19 protein-coding genes, 1 tRNA gene and 1 pseudogene are annotated in these 23,256 nt (G+C 66.9%); 11 read left to right on the top strand and 10 right to left on the bottom strand.

Annotation, left to right across the window (positions count from 1 at the left end):
• Positions 1 to 9: 9 nt before the first annotated feature.
• Positions 10 to 927 carry a LysR family transcriptional regulator gene (locus KEC55_RS16435; protein WP_282506234.1) on the bottom strand — a complete coding sequence of 306 codons (918 nt, stop codon included), beginning with the start codon at positions 925 to 927 and terminating at the stop codon, positions 10 to 12.
• Positions 928 to 1,158: 231 nt separating this feature from the next.
• On the opposite strand from KEC55_RS16435, the gene KEC55_RS16430 reads away from it, so the two are divergent.
• Together KEC55_RS16430 and KEC55_RS16425 are read left to right on the top strand one after the other, a co-directional pair.
• On the top strand, positions 1,159 to 3,330 hold the full coding sequence (locus tag KEC55_RS16430) for a phosphocholine-specific phospholipase C (RefSeq protein WP_282506233.1): 2,172 nt from the start codon (positions 1,159 to 1,161) through the stop codon (positions 3,328 to 3,330).
• A 192-nt stretch (positions 3,331 to 3,522) separates the two neighbouring features.
• Positions 3,523 to 4,251 carry a phosphonate utilization associated transcriptional regulator gene (locus KEC55_RS16425; protein ID WP_282506232.1) on the top strand — a complete coding sequence of 243 codons (729 nt, stop codon included), beginning with the start codon at positions 3,523 to 3,525 and terminating at the stop codon, positions 4,249 to 4,251.
• Positions 4,252 to 4,333: 82 nt separating this feature from the next.
• On the opposite strand, the gene KEC55_RS16420 is transcribed toward KEC55_RS16425, so the two are convergent.
• The 5 genes and pseudogenes from KEC55_RS16420 to KEC55_RS16395 all read right to left on the bottom strand — a co-directional run bounded on the left by KEC55_RS16420 (position 4,334) and on the right by KEC55_RS16395 (position 11,013).
• Positions 4,334 to 5,722, bottom strand: a complete 1,389-nt coding sequence (locus KEC55_RS16420) for an FAD-dependent oxidoreductase (protein WP_282506231.1) — start codon at positions 5,720 to 5,722, stop codon at positions 4,334 to 4,336.
• Between the two features lie 131 nt (positions 5,723 to 5,853).
• Positions 5,854 to 6,984, bottom strand: a complete 1,131-nt coding sequence (locus tag KEC55_RS16415) for a 2-aminoethylphosphonate--pyruvate transaminase (RefSeq protein ID WP_282506230.1) — start codon at positions 6,982 to 6,984, stop codon at positions 5,854 to 5,856.
• A 47-nt stretch (positions 6,985 to 7,031) separates the two neighbouring features.
• Positions 7,032 to 8,761 (bottom strand): annotated as a pseudogene (locus KEC55_RS16410) (putative 2-aminoethylphosphonate ABC transporter permease subunit).
• Complete coding sequence (locus KEC55_RS16400; RefSeq protein ID WP_282506227.1) at positions 8,758 to 9,849, bottom strand: putative 2-aminoethylphosphonate ABC transporter ATP-binding protein; 1,092 nt, start codon at positions 9,847 to 9,849, stop codon at positions 8,758 to 8,760. Before KEC55_RS16400 ends, KEC55_RS16410 begins: the two are co-directional and overlap by 4 nt.
• Before the next feature lie 108 nt (positions 9,850 to 9,957).
• On the bottom strand, positions 9,958 to 11,013 hold the full coding sequence (locus KEC55_RS16395) for a putative 2-aminoethylphosphonate ABC transporter substrate-binding protein (RefSeq protein WP_282506226.1): 1,056 nt from the start codon (positions 11,011 to 11,013) through the stop codon (positions 9,958 to 9,960).
• Between the two features lie 208 nt (positions 11,014 to 11,221).
• Here KEC55_RS16395 and phnA point away from each other — a divergent pair, with 208 nt between their 5' ends.
• The 5 genes from phnA to KEC55_RS16370 all read left to right on the top strand — a co-directional run bounded on the left by phnA (position 11,222) and on the right by KEC55_RS16370 (position 16,357).
• Entirely contained in the window at positions 11,222 to 12,460 is a 1,239-nt protein-coding gene (gene phnA, locus KEC55_RS16390; protein ID WP_282506225.1) for a phosphonoacetate hydrolase, read from the top strand.
• Positions 12,461 to 12,489: 29 nt separating this feature from the next.
• On the top strand, positions 12,490 to 13,944 hold the full coding sequence (phnY, locus tag KEC55_RS16385; RefSeq protein WP_282506224.1) for a phosphonoacetaldehyde dehydrogenase: 1,455 nt from the start codon (positions 12,490 to 12,492) through the stop codon (positions 13,942 to 13,944).
• A 180-nt stretch (positions 13,945 to 14,124) separates the two neighbouring features.
• Positions 14,125 to 14,907, top strand: a complete 783-nt coding sequence (locus KEC55_RS16380) for an amino acid ABC transporter substrate-binding protein (protein ID WP_176050849.1) — start codon at positions 14,125 to 14,127, stop codon at positions 14,905 to 14,907.
• 14 nt (positions 14,908 to 14,921) lie between these two features.
• Entirely contained in the window at positions 14,922 to 15,602 is a 681-nt protein-coding gene (locus KEC55_RS16375) for an amino acid ABC transporter permease (protein WP_176050848.1), read from the top strand.
• The gene (locus KEC55_RS16370) at positions 15,599 to 16,357 is read left to right on the top strand and encodes an amino acid ABC transporter ATP-binding protein (protein ID WP_282506223.1); all 759 of its coding nucleotides are present in this window, start codon (positions 15,599 to 15,601) and stop codon (positions 16,355 to 16,357) included. The genes KEC55_RS16375 and KEC55_RS16370 overlap by 4 nt, the downstream gene beginning before the upstream one ends.
• 24 nt (positions 16,358 to 16,381) lie before the next feature.
• Here the strand turns inward: KEC55_RS16370 and KEC55_RS16365 are convergent, their stop codons facing one another.
• Positions 16,382 to 17,197 carry an alpha/beta fold hydrolase gene (locus KEC55_RS16365; protein WP_282506222.1) on the bottom strand — a complete coding sequence of 272 codons (816 nt, stop codon included), beginning with the start codon at positions 17,195 to 17,197 and terminating at the stop codon, positions 16,382 to 16,384.
• Positions 17,198 to 17,279: 82 nt separating this feature from the next.
• Here KEC55_RS16365 and KEC55_RS16360 point away from each other — a divergent pair, with 82 nt between their 5' ends.
• The gene (locus tag KEC55_RS16360; protein ID WP_282506221.1) at positions 17,280 to 17,894 is read left to right on the top strand and encodes a CGNR zinc finger domain-containing protein; all 615 of its coding nucleotides are present in this window, start codon (positions 17,280 to 17,282) and stop codon (positions 17,892 to 17,894) included.
• Positions 17,895 to 17,930: 36 nt separating this feature from the next.
• Here KEC55_RS16360 and KEC55_RS16355 read toward each other — a convergent pair whose 3' ends face one another.
• A complete protein-coding gene (locus KEC55_RS16355) occupies positions 17,931 to 18,980 on the bottom strand; it encodes a DUF3592 domain-containing protein (RefSeq protein WP_282506220.1) in 1,050 nt (349 codons plus the stop codon).
• 181 nt (positions 18,981 to 19,161) lie between these two features.
• A tRNA-Lys gene (locus tag KEC55_RS16350) sits at positions 19,162 to 19,237 on the bottom strand.
• A gap of 190 nt (positions 19,238 to 19,427) precedes the next feature.
• Here KEC55_RS16350 and KEC55_RS16345 point away from each other — a divergent pair.
• A complete protein-coding gene (locus tag KEC55_RS16345) occupies positions 19,428 to 19,832 on the top strand; it encodes a PaaI family thioesterase (protein WP_034201217.1) in 405 nt (134 codons plus the stop codon).
• Between the two features lie 8 nt (positions 19,833 to 19,840).
• The gene (locus KEC55_RS16340) at positions 19,841 to 20,707 is read left to right on the top strand and encodes a patatin-like phospholipase family protein (RefSeq protein ID WP_282506219.1); all 867 of its coding nucleotides are present in this window, start codon (positions 19,841 to 19,843) and stop codon (positions 20,705 to 20,707) included.
• Positions 20,708 to 20,756: 49 nt separating this feature from the next.
• Here KEC55_RS16340 and KEC55_RS16335 read toward each other — a convergent pair whose 3' ends face one another.
• A complete protein-coding gene (locus tag KEC55_RS16335; protein ID WP_027788844.1) occupies positions 20,757 to 21,770 on the bottom strand; it encodes a D-2-hydroxyacid dehydrogenase family protein in 1,014 nt (337 codons plus the stop codon).
• A 426-nt stretch (positions 21,771 to 22,196) separates the two neighbouring features.
• On the opposite strand from KEC55_RS16335, the gene KEC55_RS16330 reads away from it, so the two are divergent.
• Complete coding sequence (locus tag KEC55_RS16330) at positions 22,197 to 23,246, top strand: LysR family transcriptional regulator (RefSeq protein ID WP_282506218.1); 1,050 nt, start codon at positions 22,197 to 22,199, stop codon at positions 23,244 to 23,246.
• The last annotated feature ends 10 nt before the right edge of the window (positions 23,247 to 23,256 follow it).

Here is a 23,256-nt window from a genome sequence, read left to right as displayed (position 1 = left end):
CGCGGCAGCTCAGCGCGCGTTTGCCCGCCGCCCCGTTCGTCCTGCGTCGGCGGTCCCGGCCGCTTCGGCACCGTCCGGCAGGATGCACGCAAGGAACGCGTCGATCGCGGGGCTCTGGCGGCGCGCCTTCAGGTAGTACACGTATTCGTCGATCGTCGTATCGACGCCGCGCAGCGCGATCACGCGCAGATCCGGATGGCGCTCGGCCTCGCCGAGCGGAAACAGGCTGCCGCCCACGCCGTGCAGGATCGCCTCACGGATCGCTTCGCGGCTGCCGATCTCCGCAACCGACACGGCCGCGACACCGGCCGCCGCAAGGATCGTCTCCGTGCAGCGGCGCGTGACCGACCCTTCCTCGCGAATCAGCAGCCGCACGTCGGCGAGTTGCGCCGGATCGATCGCGTCGAACCGCGCGAGCGGATGGTTGCGATGCACGACAAGCACGAGCGGATCGGTCGAGATTACCTTGCGTTCGAGGCCGTCGGCGTCGTTGCGCTGCGACGAGACCGCAAGGTCGATGCGGAATTCCTGCAGCGCTTGCAGGATTTCCTCGGAGTTGCCGATCCGGCACGTGAGCGCGATCGACGGATGCGCGTTCGAGAAACGGCCGACCGCATCCATGATGTAGTACGGGCCCGTCGCGCCGATCCGCAGGTGGCCTTCGAACAGGCCGCCGACGTTGCGCAGCATGATGTCGGCCTGCGCCTCGAGCGCGATCATCTTCTCGATGAGCGGCAGCAGCTCGATGCCCGTTTCGGTGACTTCGAGCTTGCGGCCGCTGCGGTAGAACAGCTCGACGCCGTACACCTGCTCGACCTGCCGGATCTGCGCGGCGATCGTCGGCTGGCTCACGCCCAGGTGGCGCGCGGCGCGCGTGATGCTGCCCTGCCGGACGGTCGCGTGGAACGCCTTCAGCTGATCGAACACGACTCGGCTTCTCCCCCTTCTTCGTCGCGCGTCAGCGTAGCGCACGCGTGTGTCGGCCGCATGAAAGGCGCGTCGTGCGTCGCTTCGAAAAATTCTTGTGGGTAACCCAAAGAAACCTGCGGTAACCGGTCACGGCCGGGACATGCCGGTGCGGGGTAATAGCGGGTAACACACCGACCGCCGGCCCCGCTCGACCGGCACCTCACTCCTACCGACAACAGGGTTCCCTCCATGTCCTCGAACAATCGACGCGATTTCCTGCGCCTCGCCGCGCAGTCGGCCGGCGCGATGGCCGCTTACGCGGGCTTCCCGCCCGCGATCCGCAACGCGCTGGCGATGCCGGCCGCCTATCGCACGGGCACGATCCGCGACGTGGAACACGTCGTGATCTTCATGCAGGAAAACCGTTCGTTCGACCATTACTTCGGCGGGCTGCGCGGCGTGCGCGGCTTCAACGACCCGCGTCCGCACCTGCTGCCGAGCGGCGCGCCGGTGTGGCAACAGCCGCCGGCATCGGTGTTCACGAAGAACTACCATTCGCGCGGCCTCGATCCGTCGGCGCCGTACGTGCTGCCGTTCTATCTCGATCCGAAGCAGACGACCGAATTCCAGCCGGGCACCAACCACGGCTGGAGCAGCGGCCACCTGTCCTGGAACAACGGCCAGTGGGACCAGTGGGTGAACCAGAAGCAGGACGTGCTGACGATGGGCTACCTGAAGCGCCAGGATCTCACGTACCACTATGCGCTGGCCGACGCGTTCACGATCTGCGATTCGTACTTCTGTTCCGCGCACGCCGACACCGCGCCGAACCGCATCTACCTGTGGACCGGCACGGTCGACCCGCGCAACATCTACGGCACCCCGCCGAACGGCCCGGGCATCGGCGAGCGCGACGACGTGAACGGCTACACGTGGACGACCTATGCCGAGCGCCTCGAGAACGCGAAGGTCAGCTGGAAGGTGTACCAGGGCGGCACGGGCATCCCGGGCGACCCGACCGACAACTACACCGACAACTCGCTGATGTTCTTCAAGAAGTTCCAGGTGAAGGAAGGCGCGAGCGGCCCGCTGGTCGACAAGGGCGCGTCGGACCACACGCTCGCCGAGCTGAAGGCCGACGTGCAGGCCAACCGGCTGCCGCAGGTGTCGTGGATCGTGTCGCCGTACAAGTACAGCGAGCACCCGCAGGCATCGCCGACCGACGGCGCGTTCTACATCAATATGGTGCTCGAGGCGCTGACGTCGAACCCGGAGGTGTGGGCGAAGACGGTGTTCATCCTGAACTACGACGAGAATGACGGGCTGTTCGATCACGTCGTGCCGCCGGTGCCGCCGGTCACGAGCGGCGTGGGCGGCCAGGGCATCGTGTCGTCGAACCTGCTGTCGAACCTCGGCGACGAACTGCTCGACCTGAACAAGTACCCGGGCGAAATGAGCCCGCTCGTGCCGGGCGCCGACCCGGGCGGCATCCAGCCGATCGGCCTCGGGCCGCGCGTGCCGCTGATCATCATCTCGCCGTGGACGAAGGGCGGCTGGGTCTGCTCGGAAACGTTCGACCATACGTCGGTGCTGCGTTTCCTCGAAGCGCGCTTCGGCGTGAAGGAGCCGAACATCAGCGCATGGCGCCGGTCGATCTGCGGCGACCTCACGTCGGCGTTCGACTTCTCCGCGCGCCCCGATACGCGCACGGTGAGCTTCACGGTACCGCAGCACATCGCGACGGCCGGCCAGGCGTACCAGGTGCCCGCGCAGCAATCGATGCCGGCGCAGGAGCCCGGCACGCGTCCGGCGCGCGCGCTGCCGTACGAGCTGTTCGTGCACGCCCACGTGCATGGCCGCGACGACAGCGTATCGCTCGACTTCGCGAACTCCGGTGACGCCGGCGCCGCGTTCTACGTGTACGACCGCCGCAATCCGGCGACGCCGCCGCGCCGCTACGCGGTGTCCGCGCACGACCGCTTCGCCGATACGTGGAGCACGTCGGCCGCGCGCGGCGAGTACCATCTCGCCGCCTACGGCCCGAACGGCTATCTGTGCGAGTTCCAGGGCAACACGCGACTCGCCGCGGATGGCCGTCACGCGAACCCGGAAGCGAAGATCGGCTACGACGTGCGCAACCGCCACGTGTACCTGCAGCTGCGCAACAGCGGGCGCGCGACGTGCCGCGTGACGGTCGACAACGCGTACAGCCATGCGCATGCGCGTACTTACACGCTGGAGCCGGGCGAGCGCGTCGAGGATCACTTCGAGCTGTCGTCGAGCCACGGCTGGTACGATCTGACGATTACCGCGACGACGCTGCGCGGCGGTGACGACAAGGTCGTGCGCCGCTTCGCGGGCCACGTCGAGACGGGCCGGCCGAGCCAGAGCGATCCGGGGCCGGTGAAGCACACGGTCTGACGGTCGCGCGTCGCGCGGGGCGGGGCAGGTTCGCCCGCCGCGCGCCCGCCGCCTGCCGGGTGCATCCCGGCAGGCGGAATTGGCTTTTGGAAACTGAAGACTGTTGACAATGTGCCGGGCCGAGGGTATATAAGGATCATTCGCCGATATGGCGCCCTCGTTTTCTACCGCAGCTCCGCTGCCTGTCCGACCATGACTTCCCCGAACGCGCTCAGCGCCATCGAACTCCTGCAAAGCCAGTCGCTCGCGATGATCGTCCAGGACATGCTCGAGCGCGCGATCGTCTCCGGTGAATATGCGCCCGGCGAGAAGCTCAACGAAGTCGAGATCGCGACGAAGCTGAACGTGTCGCGCGGCCCCGTGCGCGAAGCGTTCCGCGCGCTGGAGCAGGCCGGCCTGCTGCGCAACGAGAAGAACCGCGGCGTGACCGTGCGCGTCGTGCCGCTGCGCGAAGCCGAGGAGATCTACGAAGTGCGCGCGATGCTCGACGAGTCGGTCGCCCGCGCGCTCGCGAAGCGCATCTCGCCCGACACGCTGAAGGTGCTGAAGGGCATCATCCAGTCGATGAAGGATGCCGCGAAGACGCACGACGTCACGCGCTATACCGAGCTGAACGTGCAGTTCCACGACGCGATGGTCGTCGGCGTCGGCAATACGCATCTCACCGACACCTACCGCCGGTTGGTGCGCCAGCTCGGCCTGCTGCGCCAGGCCGCGATCGAGGCCGAGGAAGATGCGATCGCGGTGTCCGCGGCCGAGCACGACAAGATCGTGCAGGCGCTCGCGGGCGGCGACGAGGAGAAGGCCGTCGCGCTGGTGCGCGAGCACGTCTCGCACGGCCTCGCGCGCATGCGCCGCACGCACGAGCAGGGGCTGCCCGCGGCGGGCAAGGCGGCGCGCGAGAAAACCGCGCGCGCGTAATACGGCGGCGCGGCAGCTGCGCAAATGCAAAGGGACGCTTCGCAGCGTCCCTTTTTCGTTGTGTCGCCCGATCAGCGCATCGTCACGCCTTGTCGGCCTTCCCGGCCGCGCTCGCAAACTTCGCGAGCCAGCTATCGACCACCGACGGCTGCCGGCTCTCGTCTTCCGCACGCTCCTTGCGGCGGATCGCATTGCGCACGACATGCGCGCCGACATAGCGGATCGGCTCCGGCGGGAAATGGCCGAGCGGGCCGCGCACGATCGGGCTGCGCGTCCACGCGTTGTCGAGGCCGAGCACGAGCGACGACAGGATCTGCCCGCCCATGTAGGTCGGCCCGACGCCGTTGCCCGAGTAGCCGAAGCCGTAGAACACGTTCGGCGCGTCGTCGAGGCGGCCGAAGAACGGGAAGCCCGTGACCGAGCGATCCGACGGGCCGTTCCAGCTCGCGGTGACCGGCACGCCCGCGAGCGACGGGAAGAATTCGCGCAGGCTTTGCGTGAGCTGCGCCTCGTACGGCGAGCGCTGGTCGAACACCGGCGCGATGCGGCTGCGCCACGAGAACGTGTTGCCGCCCTTGCCGAGCATCAGCCGCCCGTCGGCGGTGGTGCGGTAGTAGTAGACGAAGATCCGCGAATCGAGCACGGACACGCCGTCGACGAGCCCGGTCCGTTCAAGCAATTCGGGGCATTTCTCGGTGATGACCATGTCGCTCGACACGACCGCGATCGTCCGCTCGAACTGCGGAAAGCGGCTCGCCATCCACGCGTTGATCGCGAACACGAGCTTGCCCGCGCTCACGCTGCCGGACGGCGTGCGCACGACGGCCGGCTGCCCGGGCGTGAAGTCGAGCATCGGCGTGCGCTCGTAGATGCGGATGCCCATCGCGAGCGCGACACGGCGCAGCCCGCGCACGAGCTTGCCGGGATGCACGGTCGCGGCGATCGGCGAGTAGACGCCGTCGAGATTGCGCGCGGAGCCCGAGCGGCGCGCGACTTCGGCGGCCGGCAACGGCTCGTAGCTGTGGATGCCGCACGCGGCGAGCGCGTCGAGCACCGGCGCGAGCGTGCCGACCTGCGCGCGCGACGTCGCCGTGTACAGCGTGCCGTCGAGCCGCAGCTCGGCGTCGATGTCGTGCGCGCGGCAGAAATCGGCGATGTGCTGCACGGCCGCTTCGGATGCCTTCACGAGCCGGATCGCCTCGGCTTCGCCGAACAGGCGCCGCAGCGTCAGGAATTTCGCGGACCATGTGAGCAGGCAGCCGCCGTTGCGGCCGCTCGCGCCGGCGCCGCACAGGTCGGCTTCGACGATCGCGATGTCGAGCGCCGGGTTCTGCTGCTTCGCCTGGATCGCGGTCCAGAGCCCGGTGAAGCCGCCGCCGACGATGCAGACGTCGGCCTGCGTTGCGCCCTGCAGCGCGGGGGCGAGATCGCCGTCGTTGAACAGTGCTTGTTCGATCCAGAAGGGTCGCATCGGATGGTTCTTCAATTAGGGTCGGGGCCGTGCACGTACACGGCCGGAAAACCTGGCCGCCGCGTGGCGACATGCGGCGGAGCTGGCCGCGTGCACATCGGCACGCGGCCGGGGCAATGCATCACGACGCGTCAGGCCGCCGCTTCGGCCGATACGCGGCGCACGCCCATCGCGCGCAGCGTGTCGGAGATCGCGGCGACGGCGCCCGGGATGCCGGCTTCGCCGAAGTGGCCGATGCAGCCGACCCGGAACGTCTCGACTTCGGTCAGCTTGCCCGGATACAGAATGTAGCCGCGCTTTTTGACCTCCTGATAAAACCGCTTGAAGTCGTAGTTCGGATCGTCCGGCGCATGGAACGTGACGATGATCGGCGCCTGGATTGCCGGATCGAGGAACGGCCGGAAGCCGAGCGCGAGCATCCCGTCGATCAGCGCGCGATAGTTGCGCTGGTAGCGGCCGCCGCGCGCGGCGAGCCCGCCTTCGTCGACGTATTGCGCGACGGCCGCGTCGAGCGCCGCGACCACGTGCGTCGGCGGCGTGAAGCGCCACTGCGTCGTGCGCTGCATGTAGACCCACTGGTCGTACAGGTCCATCGCGAGCGAATGGCTGTTGCCTTCGCAGCGTTCGAGCGTGCTGCGCCTGGCGATCACGAAGCCGAGCCCCGGCACGCCTTCGAGGCATTTGCCGGACGCCGCGATCACCGCATCGAACGGCGTCGTGCGCGCGTCGATGTCGATCGCGCCGAACGAGCTCATCGCATCGACGATCAGCGCGCGGCCGTGCTTCGCGACGACCTGCGCGATCTCGTGCAGCGGGTTCAGCACGCCGGCGCCCGTTTCGCAGTGCACGAGCGCGACGTGCGTGATGGTCGCGTCGGCGGCGAGCGCGCGCTCGACGTCGGCCGGATCGACGCGGCGATCCTCGCGATAGTCGATCGTCGTCAGCTTGCGGCCGAGCACGCGGCAGATCTTCGCGATGCGCTGGCAGTACGCGCCGTTGTTTGGCACGAGCACGTGGCCGTCGCGCGGCACGAGCGTGCCGAGGGCCGCTTCGACCGAGAACGTGCCGCTGCCTTGCAGCGGTACGCATTCGTGCGTGCCTTCGGCATGCACGATTTGCAGCAGGCGTTCGCGCAGCCGCGCGGTGATCGCGTTGAAGTCGCTGTCCCACGACCCCCAGTCGCGCAGCATCGCGTCGCGCGTGGTGTCGGAGGTCGTCAGGGGGCCGGGAGTGAGCAGGATGGGCTGGGCGGCGAGCGTCATGGTGTCTCCTTGATGAAGTCGGGACGTCACTTGAATGCGGCTGGGAATCAACGGCGATGCGGGTTGCGCCACGCCTGCGTACGACGCAGCAGGCGGTGCGAGATGCAGGCGAACAGCACGCACGCGAACGACGAGGTCGCGAGCACGAGCGTGGCCATCGCGGCGGCCGGGCCCATCTGGCCCGCGTCGTCGAGGTTCAGGATCGCGACCGATGCGGGTTGCGTGTCCGGCGAGTAGAGGAACGCGACGGCCGAGACCGTCGTCATCCCGTTGACGAACAGGTAGCGCGCGATCAGCAGGATCGCGGGCAGGCACACGGGCACCGTCACGCGCAGGAAGGTCTTGTAGAACGGCACCTTCAGCGATGCCGATACGGCCTCGAACTCGCTGTCGATCTGCCGGAGCGCGGTGACGGCGGTGAGATGACTCGATGCGTAGTAGTGGACGACCGTGACGATCGCGAGCAGCCACAGCGACCCGTACAGCCCGTTCAGCGGATTGCCGGGCGCGTTGAACAGGAAGATGTAGCTGATGCCGAGCACGAGCCCCGGCACGCCCATCGGCAGGATCGCGCACAGCGCGATGAAGCCGCGCAGCCAGCGCGCGCCGCGCGTCTTCTCGATCAGGTAGGCGCCGCCGAACACGACGATCGTGCCGCCGAGCGCCACCGTCGCGGCCATCCGCAGGCTGTTCTTGTACGCGTCGAAGATGCCGGCGCCGATCAGCCCCATCTTGTAGTGCTGTAGCCCGAGGCTCATCTGGTAAGGCCAGAACTTCACGAACGACGCGAACACCGAGATACCGACCACCGCGATGAAGAACGCGCACACGAGCGTGCAGTACGCGAGCATCGCGGCGTCGAAGCCGCGCGACGGTTTCGGCTGGTACGGCGTCGAGCGCGCGCCGAGCTGGGACTGCTGGCGGCGGCGGATGAAGAAGTCGACGCCGAACGCGACCAGTGCCGGACACAGCAGCATCAGGCTCACGACCGCGCTGCGGTTGAAGTCCTGCAGCCCGATGATCAGCTTGTAGATGTCGGTCGACAATACGTTGTACGAACCGCCGATCACGACCGGCACGCCGAAGTCATTGATGCACATCGTGAATGCGACCATCGTCGCGCTGATCAGCCCGTACTTCGCGCCCGGCAGCGTGATCGTGAAGAACTTGCGGATGCGACTCGTGCCCATCGCGTCGGCGGCCTCGTAGAGCCGGCCGTCCGCGAGCGACAGCGCGGTGACGAGGATCATCAGCACGTGCGGGAACGACGCGTACACCATGCTCAGCACGATGCCCGGCAGCCCGTAGATCGAGTGGCCGTGCAGCAGCGGCTTCAGCAGCCCCGCGTTGCCGAACCAGTAGATGAACGACACGGCCGACAGCAGCGTCGGCGCGAGCAGCGGCAAGAGCGCGATCGTGCGTGCGGCGTTCTTCAGCGGCATGCACGAGCGCGTCAACGCATACGCGAACGTGAACGCCATCGGCACCACGATCGCCGTGACGAGCGCGCCGACCGTCAGCGAATGCAGCATCGAGCGCAGCACGCCGCTGTCCTCGAGATAGTCGACGAAGTTGTGCGCGCCGACGAAGCGCCCGTCCGCGTCGACGAAGCATTTCTGCACGACGAGCGCGAGCGGCGCAGCAGCAGGAACAGCGACATCAGCGCGGCCATCGCGACGAGCGCGAGCTGCGCGATGCGGTCGTGCCAGTGCGTGATCTGCCGCACGTCGGCGGGGGCGGAGGCGCCGCGGCGGCGCTCGGTCAGGACGGTGCTCATTGCAGTCGCTCCTTCGCGCACGGGAACACGCGGACATGCTCGCGATCGAGCGCGAGGTCGATGCGCGCGCCGGCCTGCACGCCCGTGCGGTCGACGTCGTGATACGACAGGTCGGCGACGATTTCCTGGCCGTCGAGCCCGTCGATGCGGAAGCTCACGCGGCAGAACGCGCCGAGGAATTCGAGCTTCTCGACGCGGCCCGCGAGCACGTTGTCGGCCGTTTCACCTGGCACGCGGATACGCAGGTCTTCCGGCCGCACGTAGACCGATACCGCCGCGCCTTGCGCGGGGCGGGCCGTGCCGTGGCGGCAGTCGAGGCCGACCGCGCCCGCGCGCAGCGTGCCGTCCTGCGCGACTTCAGCGGGAATCGTGTTGACGCGGCCGATGAAATCCGCGACGAACGGCGAAGCCGGCTGCCGGTAGATTTCGAGCGGCGTGCCGATCTGCTCGATCACGCCGTGGTTCATCACGACGATGCGATCGGCCATCGACAACGCTTCTTCCTGGTCGTGCGTGACCATGATCGTCGTCACGCCGAGCCGCTGCTGCAGCGCGCGGATTTCCTGGCGCAGCCGCACGCGCACGCGCGCGTCGAGCGCCGACAGCGGCTCGTCGAGCAGCAGCAGGCCGGGGGAAGTCGCGAGCGCACGCGCCAGCGCGATGCGCTGCTGCTGGCCGCCGGACAGCTGGCCCGGGTGCTTGCGATGGCTGTCGGGCAGGCCGACCAGCGCGAGCAGCGTGTGCACGCGCTCGTGAATCGCGTCGCGCTTCATCTTCCGGTTCACGAGCCCGTACGCGACGTTGTCGTACACGGTGAGGTTCGGGAACAGCGCATACGACTGGAACACGATGCCGTAGTCGCGCAGTTGCGGCGGCAGCCGCGAGATGTCGCGGCCGTCCTGCATGATGTGGCCGGCGTTCTGCGTTTCGAGCCCCGCGATGATTCGCAGCAGCGTCGTTTTCCCGCAGCCGGACGGCCCCAGGAAACAGATCATCTCGCCCTTCATCACGCTCAGGTTGATGTCGGTGAGGACCTGCGTGTCGTTGTACCGCTTCTCGATGCGTTCTACGCTCAGATAAGGTGCCATGCGCGCCTCCATGCTGGGGCGGCCCGGGGGCCGGATTCGACGAGGGGAAGGGGGGCGCGGGGCGGCGCGCTGCGCGGCCCCGCTGCCGGTTGCGGCGTTATTGCCGCGTCATTGCTGCGCCTTCGCCCCGTAGCGCTTCTGCCACGTATCGAGGATCGACTGGCGGTTCTTCGCCGACCACACGAAGTCGTTCTTCACGAGCAGGTCCGAGTAGTTGTCGGGGATGCCGGCCAGCTTCCGTGCGACGCCCGGATACGCGACGATCGCCCACCAGCGCGCGGTGATCTCGTTCGCGTCCTTGCTCGCCATGAAGTCGGCGAGCTTCTTCGCCGCATCGGGCTGCCTGGTTGTCTTCATGATTGCCGTGCCTTCCATGTCCCAGCCGAGCCCTTCCTTCGGGAACACGAGATCGATCGGCGCGCCCTGCGACTGCAACTCGTGGCCGCGGAACTCGAACGAGATGCCGATCGGGAATTCGCCGGTGCCGGCGAGCGTGCAGGGCTTCGAGCCCGAGTGCACGTACTGCGCGACGTTCTTGTCGAGCGCGTCCATGAATTTCCAGCCTTTGTCGTCGCCGAAGGTCTGCAGCCACGCGGTCACGTCGAGGTAGCCGGTGCCGGATGAAACCGGGCTAGGCATCACGATCGCGCCTTTGTAGACCGGCTTCGTCAGGTCTTCCCACGACGTCGGTTTCGGGATGTTCTTCGCCTGCGCGGCGACGCGGTTGTAGCAGATCGTCGCGCCCCACACATCCATGCCGACCCAGTGCGGCGGCGTGTTCGCGTCGCTGTACTTGCGCGTGAGCTGGTCGAAGCCCTTCGGCGTGTACGGCATCAGCATGCCTTGCAGGTCGAGCAGCGTGAGGCTCGACGCGGCGAGGCCGAGCACGACGTCCGCGCGCGGGTTGTTCTTCTCGGCGAGCAGCTTCGCGGTGACCGAGCCGGTCGAGTCGCGCACCCAGCGGATCTCGATATCGGGGTTCGCTTTCTCGAACGCGTCCTTGTAGGGCTTCATCGCCTCGTCTTCCAGCGCGGTGTAGACGAGCAGCGATGTCTTCGCGTGCGCCGCCTGCGCGGCGCCGAGCGCGACCGCCGCGGCCAGCGCGAAACGGGCCGCGCCCGCCGCCCATGCATTCAAACGCTTGTTTACCGGCACTTCGTTCATCTTCAGACCCCTTGACTGTGGCGCCGCGGCACACGGCGGATGAGTGGAGACCAGCCCTCTTGCTGCTACGTTGTTTTGCTTTCTGTTCTCTGCATGTTGTTGACAATCTACAAATCATCAATTTTAATGTCAAGCATGGAAAACACCTCCCTTCGGCGCGACGCGGGCGCCGACGGCTCTACCCTTCGAACTGAAAGGAATGAACGTCATGATTGAAACGCCTGTATCCGTGGAAGTGAACGGCCGCCGCTACAACTGGATGAGCCGGCCCGTGGTGGTCGTCTGTGTCGATGGCTGCGCATACGAATATCTGGAAGAAGCGGCCGAGGCCGGCGTGGCGCCGTTCCTGCGCACGCTGCTGAAGCCGGGCACGGCACTCAAGGGCGAGTGCGTGGTGCCGAGCTTCACGAACCCGAACAACCTGTCGATCGTGACCGGCGTGCCGCCGGCGGTGCATGGGATAAGCGGCAACTACTTCTACGATCGCGACACCGGCGCCGAGGTGCTGATGAACGATCCGAAGTACCTGGTCGCGCCGACCGTGCTCGCGACCTTCGCGGAGCAAGGCGCGAAGGTCGCGGTCGTCACCGCGAAGGACAAGCTGCGCCGCCTGCTCGGCAAGGGGCTGAAGGGCATCTGCTTCTCGTCGGAAAAGGCCGACGAGGCGAGCGTCGAGGAAAACGGCATCGACAACGTGCTCGAACTGGTCGGCAAGCCGGTGCCGAGCGTGTACAGCGCGGACCTGTCGGAATTCGTGTTCGCGGCCGGCGTGCGCTTGCTCGAGACGCGCCCGATCGACCTGATGTACCTGTCGACCACCGACTACGTGCAGCACAAGTGCGCGCCCGGCACGGAAGGCGCAAACGCGTTCTACGCGATGATGGACAAGTACCTGCAGCGTCTCGACGAGCTCGGCGCGATCGTCGCGATCACGGCCGACCACGGGATGAACGCGAAGCACGACGACGAGACCGGCGAGCCGAACGTGATCTACCTGCAGGAACTGTTCGACGAGTGGCTCGGCGAGGATGCGGCGCGCGTGATCCTGCCGATCACCGACCCGTACGTCGTGCACCACGGCGCGCTCGGCTCGTTCGCGACCGTCTACGTGCCGGCGACGGCCGATGCCGAGGCGCTGCGCACGCGGCTCGCCGCGGTCGACGGCATCGAGGTCGTGCTGACGGGCGCCGAAGGCTGCGCGCGTTTCGAGCTGCCGCCCGCGCGGATGGGCGACCTGATCGTGATCTCGAAGCAGGACGTCGTGCTCGGCACGCGCCGCATCAAGCACGACCTGTCGGGCCTCGACGTGCCGCTGCGCTCGCACGGCGGCATCTCCGAGCAGATCGTGCCGCTGATCTTCAGCAAGCCGGTCGCGACCGACGTCACGGGCCGCGCACGGCTGCGCAACTTCGACATCATCGACATCGCGCTCAACCATCTGCAGTGATGCGTACGCATCCGTAAGGGGACACACTCATGAACGCCATTGCAGCATCGACGGACGTCCGCGAGATTCGTCGCGAAGCACTGCGAATCGACGGCGAGCGGATTCATCGGGACGCGGTGATCGACGTGCGCAACCCGTACGACGGCTCGCTGGTCGGCACCGTGCCGAAGGCAACGCTGGACGACGTGCGTCGCGCGTTCGCGGTCGCGCGTGCCTACCGGCCGACGCTCACGCGCCACGATCGCGCGGCGATCCTGCGCCGTGCGGCCGACATCGTGCGTTCGCGCACGGCGGAGATCGCGGCGCTGATCACGGCCGAGGCCGGGTTGTGCATCAAGGATTCGACGTACGAGGCGGGCCGCGTGGCCGACGTGCTGACGTTCGGCGCCGGTGAAGTGCTGAAGGATGACGGGCAGATCTTCTCGTGCGATCTGACGCCGCACGGCAAGAAGCGCCGCGTGTACACGCAGCGCGATCCACTGCTCGGCGTGATTTCGGCGATCACGCCGTTCAACCACCCGATGAACCAGGTCGCGCACAAGATCGTGCCGTCGGTCGCGACCAACAACCGGATCGTCGTGAAGCCGTCGGAGAAGGTGCCGCTGTCGTGCTACCTGTTCGCGGACATCCTGTACGAAGCCGGCCTGCCGCCGCAGATGCTGCAGGTGATCACCGGAGACCCGAGGGAGATCGCCGACGAGCTGATCACGAACCCGGCGATCGACCTCATCACGTTCACGGGCGGCGTGTCGATCGGCAAGTCGATCGCGTCGCGGATGGGCTACCGGCGCGCGGTGCTCGAACTCGGCGGCAACGATCCGATCATCGTGATGGAAGATGCCGATCTCGACGAAGCGAGCACGCTCGCGGTGTCGGGCTCGTACAAGAACTCGGGGCAGCGCTGCACGGCGATCAAGCGGATGCTCGTGCACGAGTCGGTGGCCGATCGCTTCACCGAGCTGGTCGTCGAGAAAACGCGCGCATGGTCGTACGGCAATCCGTCCGATCCGTCGGTCGACATGGGCACCGTGATCGACGAAGCGGCCGCGAAGTTCTGCGAGCAGCAAGTGAACGATGCGATTTCGCGCGGGGCACGGCTGCTGGTCGGCAACGTGCGCGATGGCGCGCTGTATTCGCCGACGGTGATCGATCGCGTGACGCCCGACATGCCGCTCGTGAAGTACGAGACGTTCGGCCCCGTGTCGCCGATCATGCGCTTTCGCGACATCGACGAAGCGATCCGGATGTCGAACAGCACCGACTATGCGCTGTCGTCGTCGGTGTGTACGAACCGCTTCGACAACATCACGCGCTTCATCACCGAGCTGGAAGTCGGCAGCGTGAACGTGCGCGAGGTGCCGGGCTATCGGCTCGAACTGACGCCGTTCGGCGGCGTGAAGGATTCGGGGCTCGGCTACAAGGAAGGCGTGCAGGAAGCGATGAAGAGCTTCACGAATACGAAGACGTATTCGCTGCCGTGGTAAGTGGCGTGTAAGGCGCCCGCACCGGTTTTGCAGCCGGTGCGGGCGTTATTCGATCGGCTCATATCGTTAGCCGATTTGCGTTTTTGCCGTGCTCCAACGCGTCGGTAGAATTCGCGGACCTCTCGAGCGGCGCATGCATGCCGACGGGATGATTCTCTCCAATCATTCGGGGTCCGCACCATGAAATTCCTCCGTTCCATCCTGATCGTCGCGCTGCTGCAGGCGACCGCGGCCACCAGTGCGCTGGCTGCCGACGACCTGTCGCAGATCAAATCGGCCGGCGTGTTCCGGGTCGGCACCGAAGGCACCTACGCGCCGTTCACGTACCACGACGAGACGGGCAAGCTGACGGGATTCGACGTCGACATCGCCACGGCGATCGCGCAGCGCCTCGGCGTGAAGCCGCAGTTCGTCGAAGGCAAGTGGGACGGGCTGATCGCGGGCCTCGACGTGAACCGCTACGATGCGGTCGTCAATGAAGTGTCGATCACCGATGCGCGCAAGGCGAAATACGATTTCTCGTCGCCGTACATCACGTCGCACGCGGTGCTGATCGTGCGCGCGGACAACACGACGATTCGCTCGTTCGACGACCTGAAGGGCAAGAAATCCGCGAACACGCTGACGAGCAATTTCGGCAAGCTCGCGGCCGCGCATGGCGCCGACGTGGTTCCGGTGCAGGGCTTCAACGAGTCGATCGACCTGCTGAGCTCGGGGCGTGTCGACGCGACGATCAACGATTCGCTGTCGTACCTCGATTTCCGCAAGCACAAGCCCGACGCGAAACTGAAGATCGCGGCGACCGACAAGACCGGTGCCGGCGATGCGTCCGGCGTGCTGCTGCGCAAGGGCAGCCCCGCGCTGGTGGCCGCGATCGACAAGGCGCTCGCGGACATCAAGGCGGACGGCACCTACGCGAAGATCTCGCAGAAGTACTTCGGCCGCGACGTGTCGCAGCCGTGACGCGAGGCTGAACGATGCCGGCCTGGCTGCACCTGATGGCGGAATCGCTGCGGCCGCTGCTTTACGCGGGGCTCGTGTTCACGGTTCCGCTCACGCTCGCGTCGTTCGCGATCGGCCTGCTGCTCGCGTTCGGCGCGGCGCTCACGCGGTTGTTCGGGCCGCGCTGGGCGCAAGCCGTCGTGCGCTTCTACATCTGGCTGTTCCGCGGCTCGCCATTGCTCGTGCAGCTGTTCGTGATCTTCTACGGATTGCCGAACGTCGGCATCGTGCTCGACCCGCTGACGGCCGCCGTGATCGGCTTCTCGCTGAACGTGGGCGCGTACAACGCCGAGGTGATTCGCGGCGTGATCGAATCGATGCCGAAGGGGCAGTGGGAGGCCGCCTACTCGATGGCGATGACACGTGCGCAGGCATTGCGCCGCGCGATCCTGCCGCAGGCCGCGCGTGTCGCGCTGCCTGCGCTGTCGAACTCGTTCATTTCGCTCGTGAAGGACACGTCGCTCGCGGCCGTGCTGACCGTGCCCGAGATTTTCCAGGCCGCGCAGCGGATCGCGGCCGTGACCTACGAGCCGCTGATTCTCTATACCGAGGCCGCGGTGATCTATCTGCTGTTCAGTTCGGTGCTGTCCACGCTGCAACGTCGCCTCGAAGCCCGCTTCGGCCGGCACGCGCTGTTCCAGGCGGAGTTGCGGTGATTCGTCTCGACCATATCGACAAGTCGTTCGGCGCACATCGCGTGCTGAGCGGAATCGACCTCGCGTTGCAGCCGGGCAGCGTGACCGCGCTGATCGGGCCGTCCGGCAGCGGCAAGAGCACGCTGCTGCGCTGCGTGAACCTGCTCGAAGTGCCGGAGGCGGGCACGCTCGCGGTCGGCGATGCGCGCATCGAATTCGCGCCAGGGCGCCGGCCGTCGCGTGACGCGGTGTTCGCGGTGCGCAGGCAGACCGGTATGGTGTTTCAGAACTTCCAGTTGTTTCCGCACCTGAGCGTCGTGCAGAACGTGATGGAAGGGCTCGTGACCGTGCAGCGCTGGCCGCGCGAACAGGCGCGCCAGCGGGCGCTCGCGTTGCTCGACAAGGTTGGCATCGCGGACAAGGCCGACGCATGGCCGGCCACGCTGTCGGGCGGGCAGCAGCAGCGCGTGGCGATCGCGCGGGCGCTCGCGCCGTCTCCGCAGGTGCTGTTGTGCGACGAACCGACGTCGGCGCTCGATCCGGAGTTGTCCGTCGAAGTGGTCGAGGTGCTGCGCCAGCTCGCACGCGAAGGCACGACGATGCTGATGGCCACGCACGACTTGCGCCTGGCCGCGTCGATCGCGCACGACGCGGTGTTCCTCGCCGACGGCCGCATCGTCGAAGCCGGCGCATCGCGCGAGCTGTTCGGCCGGCCACGCGACCCTCGCACCGCGAAGTTCGTCGCGACACTCGCGCAGGGCGTACCGGCGTTCTGATGCGGGACGGCATGCCGACGGTGGTCAGCCCGGCACGTGTCCATCGAGTACCGCGGCGACGATCGCCTCCGGCGCATCTTCCTGGACCAGGTGCCCCGCTCGCGGCACCCTGATCAGCTTGCCGTTCGCGATGCGGTCGGCAAGCGCCTGCCCCTGTTCGAGCGGAATCCACGCGTCGTCCTCGCCCCACACGATGCGCACCGGGAAGTCCGACGGCGCGTAACGTGCCTCGGCTTCCTCGATGTAGCGCTGGCGCATCTGCGCGATCTGGCGATAGAACGCGGCCTGGCCGGCCGGCGTGAGCCACGGCGCACGGTAGATCGACAGCGCGTCGTCGCTCAGTGGCCGCGCCACTGCATTGCCGAGATAGGCAGACAGGAGCGCGTGATGCGCATAGGCCGGCAGCCCGGTGAACGCGGCCTCGTGCTGCGCGACATGGCGTACGAACGGCGACCCTTGTGGCGCGATCGCGACCGGATTCACGAGCGTGAGATCCGCATACGCAATGCCGTCGAGAAAGTGCGCGCGCAGCACGGTGGCGCCGCCGTAGTCGTGCGCAAGCACGCGTGGCCGCGAAATTCTCCATTCATTCAGCATCGCGCCGAACAGCGCGTTCTGGCGGCCGAGCGATACGTCCGCGTCCGGCATGTCGGACTGGCCGTAGCCGAGCAGGTCGTAGAAATACACGCGATGGCGCCGTGCGAGCCACGGGGCGATCCGGCGCCACACCTGCGATGAAAACGGCGTGCCGTGCACGAGCACGAGCGGTGGGCCCTTCCCAAGCGCGCCCCATGCAATCCGGTGACCTTCGAAATTGAAGCGATTCGCGAGTTCGAGCATCGGCTTCTCCGTGATAACCTGTTTTTGTTATTTAAAAGGTTACGCCGGATTGTCCGGATATGAAACCGATAGGTGAAAATAAATGGTTACTCGATCCGAGCCTGCACGACACGTGCACGTATGGGGTGCGGCCGATTTCGTCGGTGGCCATCCGGCGCTCGACTTCCTCAATACGGTGGCCGACACGGGCAAGACGCGCGACGACGAGAAGCTCGTCGACTGGCCGGCCGTGCGTGCGTGGGCGGAGCAATCGGGGTTGCTGGCGCCGGCCGATCTGGCGCGGCTGCTGCGTCATCCGCGGCAGGGCGGGCCTGACGAGCTGGTTGCGCTGCGCCGCTTTCGCGACGATGCGTATGCCGCGGTCGCGCACCTGACGGCCGAAGGCGGCGGCAGCGCAGGTGCGCGTGCGGCGGACCGGCTCACGGTCGCGATCCGCGAAGCGATCGGGCGCAGCGCGTTCGACGCGGTCGACGGCCGCTTCGCGTGGCGGCCCGACGCGCGCACCGCGTCACGCTGGATCGATGCGGCCGCGCTCGGCTTCGAGCAGTTGCTGCGCAGCGACGATTTCGCGCGTGTACGGCAGTGCGGCCGGTGTACGTGGTTCTTCGTCGATCGCGGCCGCGGCGTCGGGCGCCGCTGGTGCGACATGCGCACGTGCGGGAACCGCGCGAAGGTCGAGGCGTTCAGGGAGCGGTGAAGTGCGCGGCGTGATGGGGGCCGCGCCGAGCGCGTGTCATGGGGCGGCTTCGTGCGGCCGATGTTCGGGCCACAGCGTCGCGGCGATGAACAGCCCGGCGGCAAGGAACGGTGCGCCGATCGCGAACAGGATCGCCGTGAGGCCCCAGCGATCCCAGAAGCGGTCGACGATCGCGCGTTCGGGCGTGACGGGGTCGTACAGCACGTCGACCGCGTCGCCTTCGCGCAGGCCTGGATGCGACGACGCCGAACCCTGCGCGAACGTGATCGGCCGCCCGCTGTCGGTCGTGAACGCGACGATCGCCGAATACAGCGACGTGCGCAATCGTGCCGACCGCCCGTTTTTCGCGATCTCGACGACATGGCCGGTCGAGCGCGCATAGTGATGGACGATCTGCCACTGACGCAGGCCGGTCGCGCCGGCGCCGGCGAGAAAGCCCGTGCCGATCGCGATCGGAATCAGCACGATCGCGATATCCCAGCGGCGCCGCGTTTCCTTGCGTTCGGCGCGGGTCGGCGGCGGTTCGGCTTGCCGGCGGCGACGCTCGCCGGCGATCAGCAGGCCGCCGATCGCGAATGATGCGAGCGCGAGCAGCGCCGACACGACCACCGGAAACCAGCGTTGCGCGAAATCGTCGATCAGGGCGGGGCGGTCGGGGTGGTCGGGGTCGAGCAGCACGTCGACGTTCTCGCCGATGTCGTATGCGGGGACGGTCGATGCGGTATTGCCGGCAATTTCGCGGCGCAGGCCGTCGTTCGACAGGTACGCGACGATCGGCCGGTACGCACGCATCGCGTCGCTGTCCTGCACGATGCGCACGACGGTGCCCGGCGCGCGGACCAGGTGGCCGGTCGCGCGGCCGGTCGTGACGGCGAGCACGCCTGCCAGCACGAGCAACACGACGCCGAGCGCCAGCGCGACGAGCGCGTCCTTACCGGGCATGACCCGATCCGGTTCGTGCATCGCGCGACGGATTCGGGTGTGCTCGGATGAACGGCTCGTCCCGACGGACAAGCCGATATCGGCGCAACCATGGCCTCTGAATGGTCGCGTCTCGTTCACATGCTTCCATGTCTGACGTCCCATGTTCTCTCAGTGCCGGCGGGCAACAGGACCTGCGCCGGTCGTGTGATATTTGTCGGACGATTCTAGCGGAAACGATGCGGAAGATGCGTGCGGATGCGTACCGCGAATGGCGCGCGTCGTGAATTCGGCGGCGGAAAAGGAAAAGGCCGGTTAGCTTGCGCTAACCGGCCTTTGAAATTCCTGGTGGGGCGTGAGTGACTCGAACACTCGACCTACGGATTAAGAGTCCGCTGCTCTACCAACTGAGCTAACGCCCCCAACAGAAGAAAGATTATGCCGGGGTTTTCAGGACATGGCAAGACCTTTCTGCAAATATCCTGAAAATATTTCGTCAGGCCAACGGCGGCTGTCGGCACGGTAACGAGCGATCGCAGTTGGCGCGCTCCCGGTATGATGACGCCACACGTGCTGCGCGGCGGTCGCGCAACGCTTTCTGGACATTCGAAGATGGACGAAAACGCAGTCCGCGAATTGCTGGATCGCCTGCTGGCCCCGTGGGTCCGCTCGCTGGGTCTGGTCCCCGTGTCGATCGGCGACGACAGCGTCACGCTGCGCCTGCCGTTTTCCGGCGAATTCCGCCATTCGGGCGGCATCATCTGCGGCCAGGTGTTCACGGCGGCCGCCGACACCGCTATGGTGGTCGCGATCTCGTCCGCGCTCGGCGAGTTCCGGCCGATGACAACGGTATCGCTGAACACCAACTTCATGCGTCCCGTGCGCAAGGGCGACGTGCTCGTCACCGCGCGCGTGCTGCGAATGGGCCGCAACCTCGTGTTCGGCGAAGTCGAGCTGTTCGACGAGGACGGCAAGATGGCCGTCCACGCGACGTCGACCTACGCGCTCGTCAGCTGAGCGGCGCGATGTTCGACCAGATCGTTTTTGCGGGCGGCGGCAATCGCTGCTGGTGGCAGGCCGGCTTCTGGGACATCGCGCGGCCGGCGCTCGACCTGCGCCCGCGCGTGATCACCGGCATCTCGGCCGGCGCGGCGACAGCGTGCATGCTGTATACGCGCGACGCCGCGTGGGTGATGCGCTATTACGAAGAAGCGCTGCGCCACAACCGGAAGAATGCGTACTGGGGCAACCTGTTCGGGCGCGAGCCCGTGTTTCCGCATTACCGGATCTATCGCCAGGCATTGCTCGACATCTACGGCGAGCCGTTTGCGAAGCTGGCCGACGCGCCGGAGATCCGCATCGGCGTGTCGCACGTGCCGCGCTGGCTCGGCGCGCGCAGCGCGGTCGCCGCCGGTCTCGTCGCGTACAACATCGAGAAATACGTGCGCAAGACGCTGCACCCGACGCTCGGGCGCACGCTCGGCTTTCGGCCCGAATTCGTGCGTGCGCAGGCGTGTACGCGAGTCGACGAGCTTGCCGACCTGATCCTGCAGTCGTCCTGTACGCCGCCGTTCACGCCGGTCTTGCGTCGCGGTGGCCGGCCCGTGCTCGACGGTGGAATGGTCGACAACGTGCCGGTCGACGCGCTCGACCCGTCGCCGGGCGACGTGCTGGTGCTCGTCACGCGGCTGTATCCGCGTCCGCAGATGTTCACGGTCGCGCACGGCGACCAGCGGCGGCTGTATGTGCAGCCGTCGAGCAAGGTGCCGATTTCGAGCTGGGATTACACGAGCCCGTCGCAGATGCGGCATGCGTACGATCTCGGGCGGCGCGACGGCGAGCATTTCCTCACGCGCGTCGGCGCGATGACGGGCGGCCGCGTGGCCGCCTGACGATCGGGCAGGAAGGAGCAGGGCAGCGCGGTGCGCGCAGCCCGTGCGATCAGCGCTTGCGGATCGGCGTCAGCGCTTCGGGGTTGGCGACGCTCGACATGTCGCCGTCGTCGAACGCGAGGATGTTGCGGAACGCCGCGCTGAAGTAAAGCTCGTAGCTTTCGCGTTCGACGTAGCCGATGTGCGGCGTGCAGATCACGTTTTCCATGCGCAGCAGGCTGTAGCCCTGCAGGATCGGCTCGCTCTCGAACACGTCGATCGCGACCATCCCCGGACGGTTGTGCGACAGCGCGTTGACGAGCGCGTTTTCCTCGAGCAGCTCGGCGCGGCTCGTGTTGACGAGCAGCGACGTCGGCTTCATCCGCATCAGGTCTTCCTGCTTCACGATCCCGCGCGTGTCGTCGTGCATGCGCAGATGCAGCGACAGCACGTCGCTCTGCTCGAACAGCGCTTCGCGGCTCTCGGCCGCCGTGTAGCCATCGGCGCGCGCGGCTTCGAGCGAATGCTCACGGCCCCAGATCAGCACGTTCATCCCGAAGGCCTTGCCGTAGCCGGCGACGAGCCGGCCGATCTTGCCGTAGCCCCAGATGCCGAGCGTCTGGCCGCGCAGCACCTGGCCGAGACCGAAGTTCGGCGGCATGGCCGACGTCTTCAGGCCCGATTGCTGCCAGGCGCCCTGCTTCAGGTTTGCGACGTACTGCGGAATGCGGCGCTGGGCCGCCATCACGAGCGCCCACGTCAGCTCGGCGGGAGCGACCGGCGAACCCGTGCCTTCGAGCACCGCGATGCCGCGGTCGGTACAGGCTTCCAGATCGATGTGGCTCGACACGCGGCCGGTCTGGCTGATCATGCGCAGGTTCGGCAGCTTGGCGAGCAGTTGCGAAGAAATCGGGGTCCGTTCACGAATCAGCACGAGCGCCTCGACTTCCGCCAGGCGGCTTGCGAGCTGTCCCAGGCCGCGCACCGTATTGTTGAAGACCTTCACGTCGTGGCCGGCAAGCATCTCGAAGCAGTTCAGCTTGCGGACGGCGTCCTGGTAGTCGTCGAGGATGGCAATTTTCATGGTGAACGGGTGTCGCGCGTTGAAAGCGGCAGTGGCGGCGGCGCACGTCGCGCACCCGTCCCGCCCGGCCGGGGCCGACATGATGCTACGCCGGCCGCCTTCTTGGTGTCTTTTTAACAGGTTGTTACGCTCCGCCGCAATTGGCGGGAGCCTGATCCGGCGCCGCTCGCGTGCGGGGCGCTAGGGTGCGCTGTTGTGTCGCATCAAACACGTCTTTCCTGATTCGGCTACTTACTCGACGAGGTTCACCCAATTGTTGCTCCAATCAGAATAATTGGATCATCTATCCACGAAGGGCGAGGATTTTTGACTATTTTTATCGCCAACCGGCCCCTTGCTGAGCAACTCTGCATCATTTCCGCTGTCGTAGGAGAATTACGCATTTGCTTCATCTTTTTGAAGTTGTACTAGCGGCAGGAGTCGTTTATGGATCACTTGCAGTCGATGCGCGTATTCGTCAAGGTTGCAGATCTCGGCAGTTTCGCGCGGGCCGCGAGCGCAATGGATATCTCCAACGCGGTCGCGACGCGCCACGTCGCCGACCTGGAAGGCCGGCTTGGCACGCGCTTGCTGAATCGCACCACGCGCAGCCTCTCCCTGACGGAGTCGGGTCAGGTCTATCTGGAGCGTGCCCGCCAGATCCTCGATGAGCTCGAGGACGTCGAGCAGATGGTCGTCGCACGCAATCACGAGCCGGTCGGCACGCTGCGCATCGTCGCGCCGGTCGTGTTCGGCCTGCACAACCTCGCACCCGTGCTGCAGTCGTACACGGAGAATTTCCCGAAAGTGGTGCCGGATCTCACGCTGGTCGACCGGCAGGTCGATCTCGTCGAGGAAGGCTTCGACGTCGGCATCGTCGTCACGCGCCAGATGCGCAGCGCGAGCATCGTCACACGGCGCCTGACCACCGGTTGCATGACCGTGTGCGCGACGCCGAGCTATCTGGAGAAGCACGGCGTGCCGACGCATCCGGAACAGCTCGCCGAGCACCCGAGCCTGAGCCTGCCGACCGAATACTGGGGCGACGAGCGCGTGTTCACGGGGCCGGACGGCGAAGTGCGCGTGCGCCCGACCAACGTGATCGTCGCGAACAACACCGCGATGCTGCGCCAGTTCGCGCTGCTCGGGATGGGCGTCGCGATCCTGCCGAGCTACCTGATCGGCAGCGACATCGCGCGCGGCGCGCTCGTGCGGCTGCTACCGGATTTTCGGCTGCCGCAGGTCGAGATCAACATCGCGTATCCGAGCCGGCGCCATCTGCCGGCGAAGGTGCGCACGTTCATCGACCACCTCGTCGAGCATTTCAGCCATTCGACCGACGCGATGATCGGCGAGCAGTGGGCCGCGCAGAGTTCGGTGCTCGCGCCGATCGGCGTCGAAACCCGCGCCGAGCAGCCGGAAGCGGCCGACCCGAACCTGTCGCCGCGCCTGCCGCGTTCGCCGCGCACGCGCGTTGCGGTGCCGTCGCCGCTGTAACGGCGCGGCG

Source organism: Burkholderia cepacia (assembly GCF_029962485.1).
Taxonomy (GTDB): Bacteria; Pseudomonadota; Gammaproteobacteria; order Burkholderiales; family Burkholderiaceae; genus Burkholderia.
The sequence above is the reverse complement of the archived record's forward strand: the minus strand, read 5'-3'. Positions and strand labels throughout refer to the sequence as shown.

Excerpts from the sequence above, each read along its gene's own strand:
- KEC55_RS16430 (WP_282506233.1), top strand. The coding sequence starts at position 1,159 with ATGTCCTCGAACAATCGACGCGATTTCCTGCGCCTCGCCGCGCAGTCG.
- KEC55_RS16425 (WP_282506232.1), top strand. The coding sequence starts at position 3,523 with ATGACTTCCCCGAACGCGCTCAGCGCCATCGAACTCCTGCAAAGCCAG.
- KEC55_RS16420 (WP_282506231.1), bottom strand. The coding sequence starts at position 5,722 with ATGCGACCCTTCTGGATCGAACAAGCACTGTTCAACGACGGCGATCTC.
- KEC55_RS16415 (WP_282506230.1), bottom strand. The coding sequence starts at position 6,984 with ATGACGCTCGCCGCCCAGCCCATCCTGCTCACTCCCGGCCCCCTGACG.
- KEC55_RS16400 (WP_282506227.1), bottom strand. The coding sequence starts at position 9,849 with ATGGCACCTTATCTGAGCGTAGAACGCATCGAGAAGCGGTACAACGAC.
- KEC55_RS16395 (WP_282506226.1), bottom strand. The coding sequence starts at position 11,013 with ATGAACGAAGTGCCGGTAAACAAGCGTTTGAATGCATGGGCGGCGGGC.
- phnA (WP_282506225.1), top strand. The coding sequence starts at position 11,222 with ATGATTGAAACGCCTGTATCCGTGGAAGTGAACGGCCGCCGCTACAAC.
- phnY (WP_282506224.1), top strand. The coding sequence starts at position 12,490 with ATGAACGCCATTGCAGCATCGACGGACGTCCGCGAGATTCGTCGCGAA.
- KEC55_RS16380 (WP_176050849.1), top strand. The coding sequence starts at position 14,125 with ATGAAATTCCTCCGTTCCATCCTGATCGTCGCGCTGCTGCAGGCGACC.
- KEC55_RS16375 (WP_176050848.1), top strand. The coding sequence starts at position 14,922 with ATGCCGGCCTGGCTGCACCTGATGGCGGAATCGCTGCGGCCGCTGCTT.
- KEC55_RS16365 (WP_282506222.1), bottom strand. The coding sequence starts at position 17,197 with ATGCTCGAACTCGCGAATCGCTTCAATTTCGAAGGTCACCGGATTGCA.
- KEC55_RS16360 (WP_282506221.1), top strand. The coding sequence starts at position 17,280 with ATGGTTACTCGATCCGAGCCTGCACGACACGTGCACGTATGGGGTGCG.
- KEC55_RS16355 (WP_282506220.1), bottom strand. The coding sequence starts at position 18,980 with ATGGGACGTCAGACATGGAAGCATGTGAACGAGACGCGACCATTCAGA.
- KEC55_RS16345 (WP_034201217.1), top strand. The coding sequence starts at position 19,428 with ATGGACGAAAACGCAGTCCGCGAATTGCTGGATCGCCTGCTGGCCCCG.
- KEC55_RS16340 (WP_282506219.1), top strand. The coding sequence starts at position 19,841 with ATGTTCGACCAGATCGTTTTTGCGGGCGGCGGCAATCGCTGCTGGTGG.
- KEC55_RS16335 (WP_027788844.1), bottom strand. The coding sequence starts at position 21,770 with ATGAAAATTGCCATCCTCGACGACTACCAGGACGCCGTCCGCAAGCTG.
- KEC55_RS16330 (WP_282506218.1), top strand. The coding sequence starts at position 22,197 with ATGGATCACTTGCAGTCGATGCGCGTATTCGTCAAGGTTGCAGATCTC.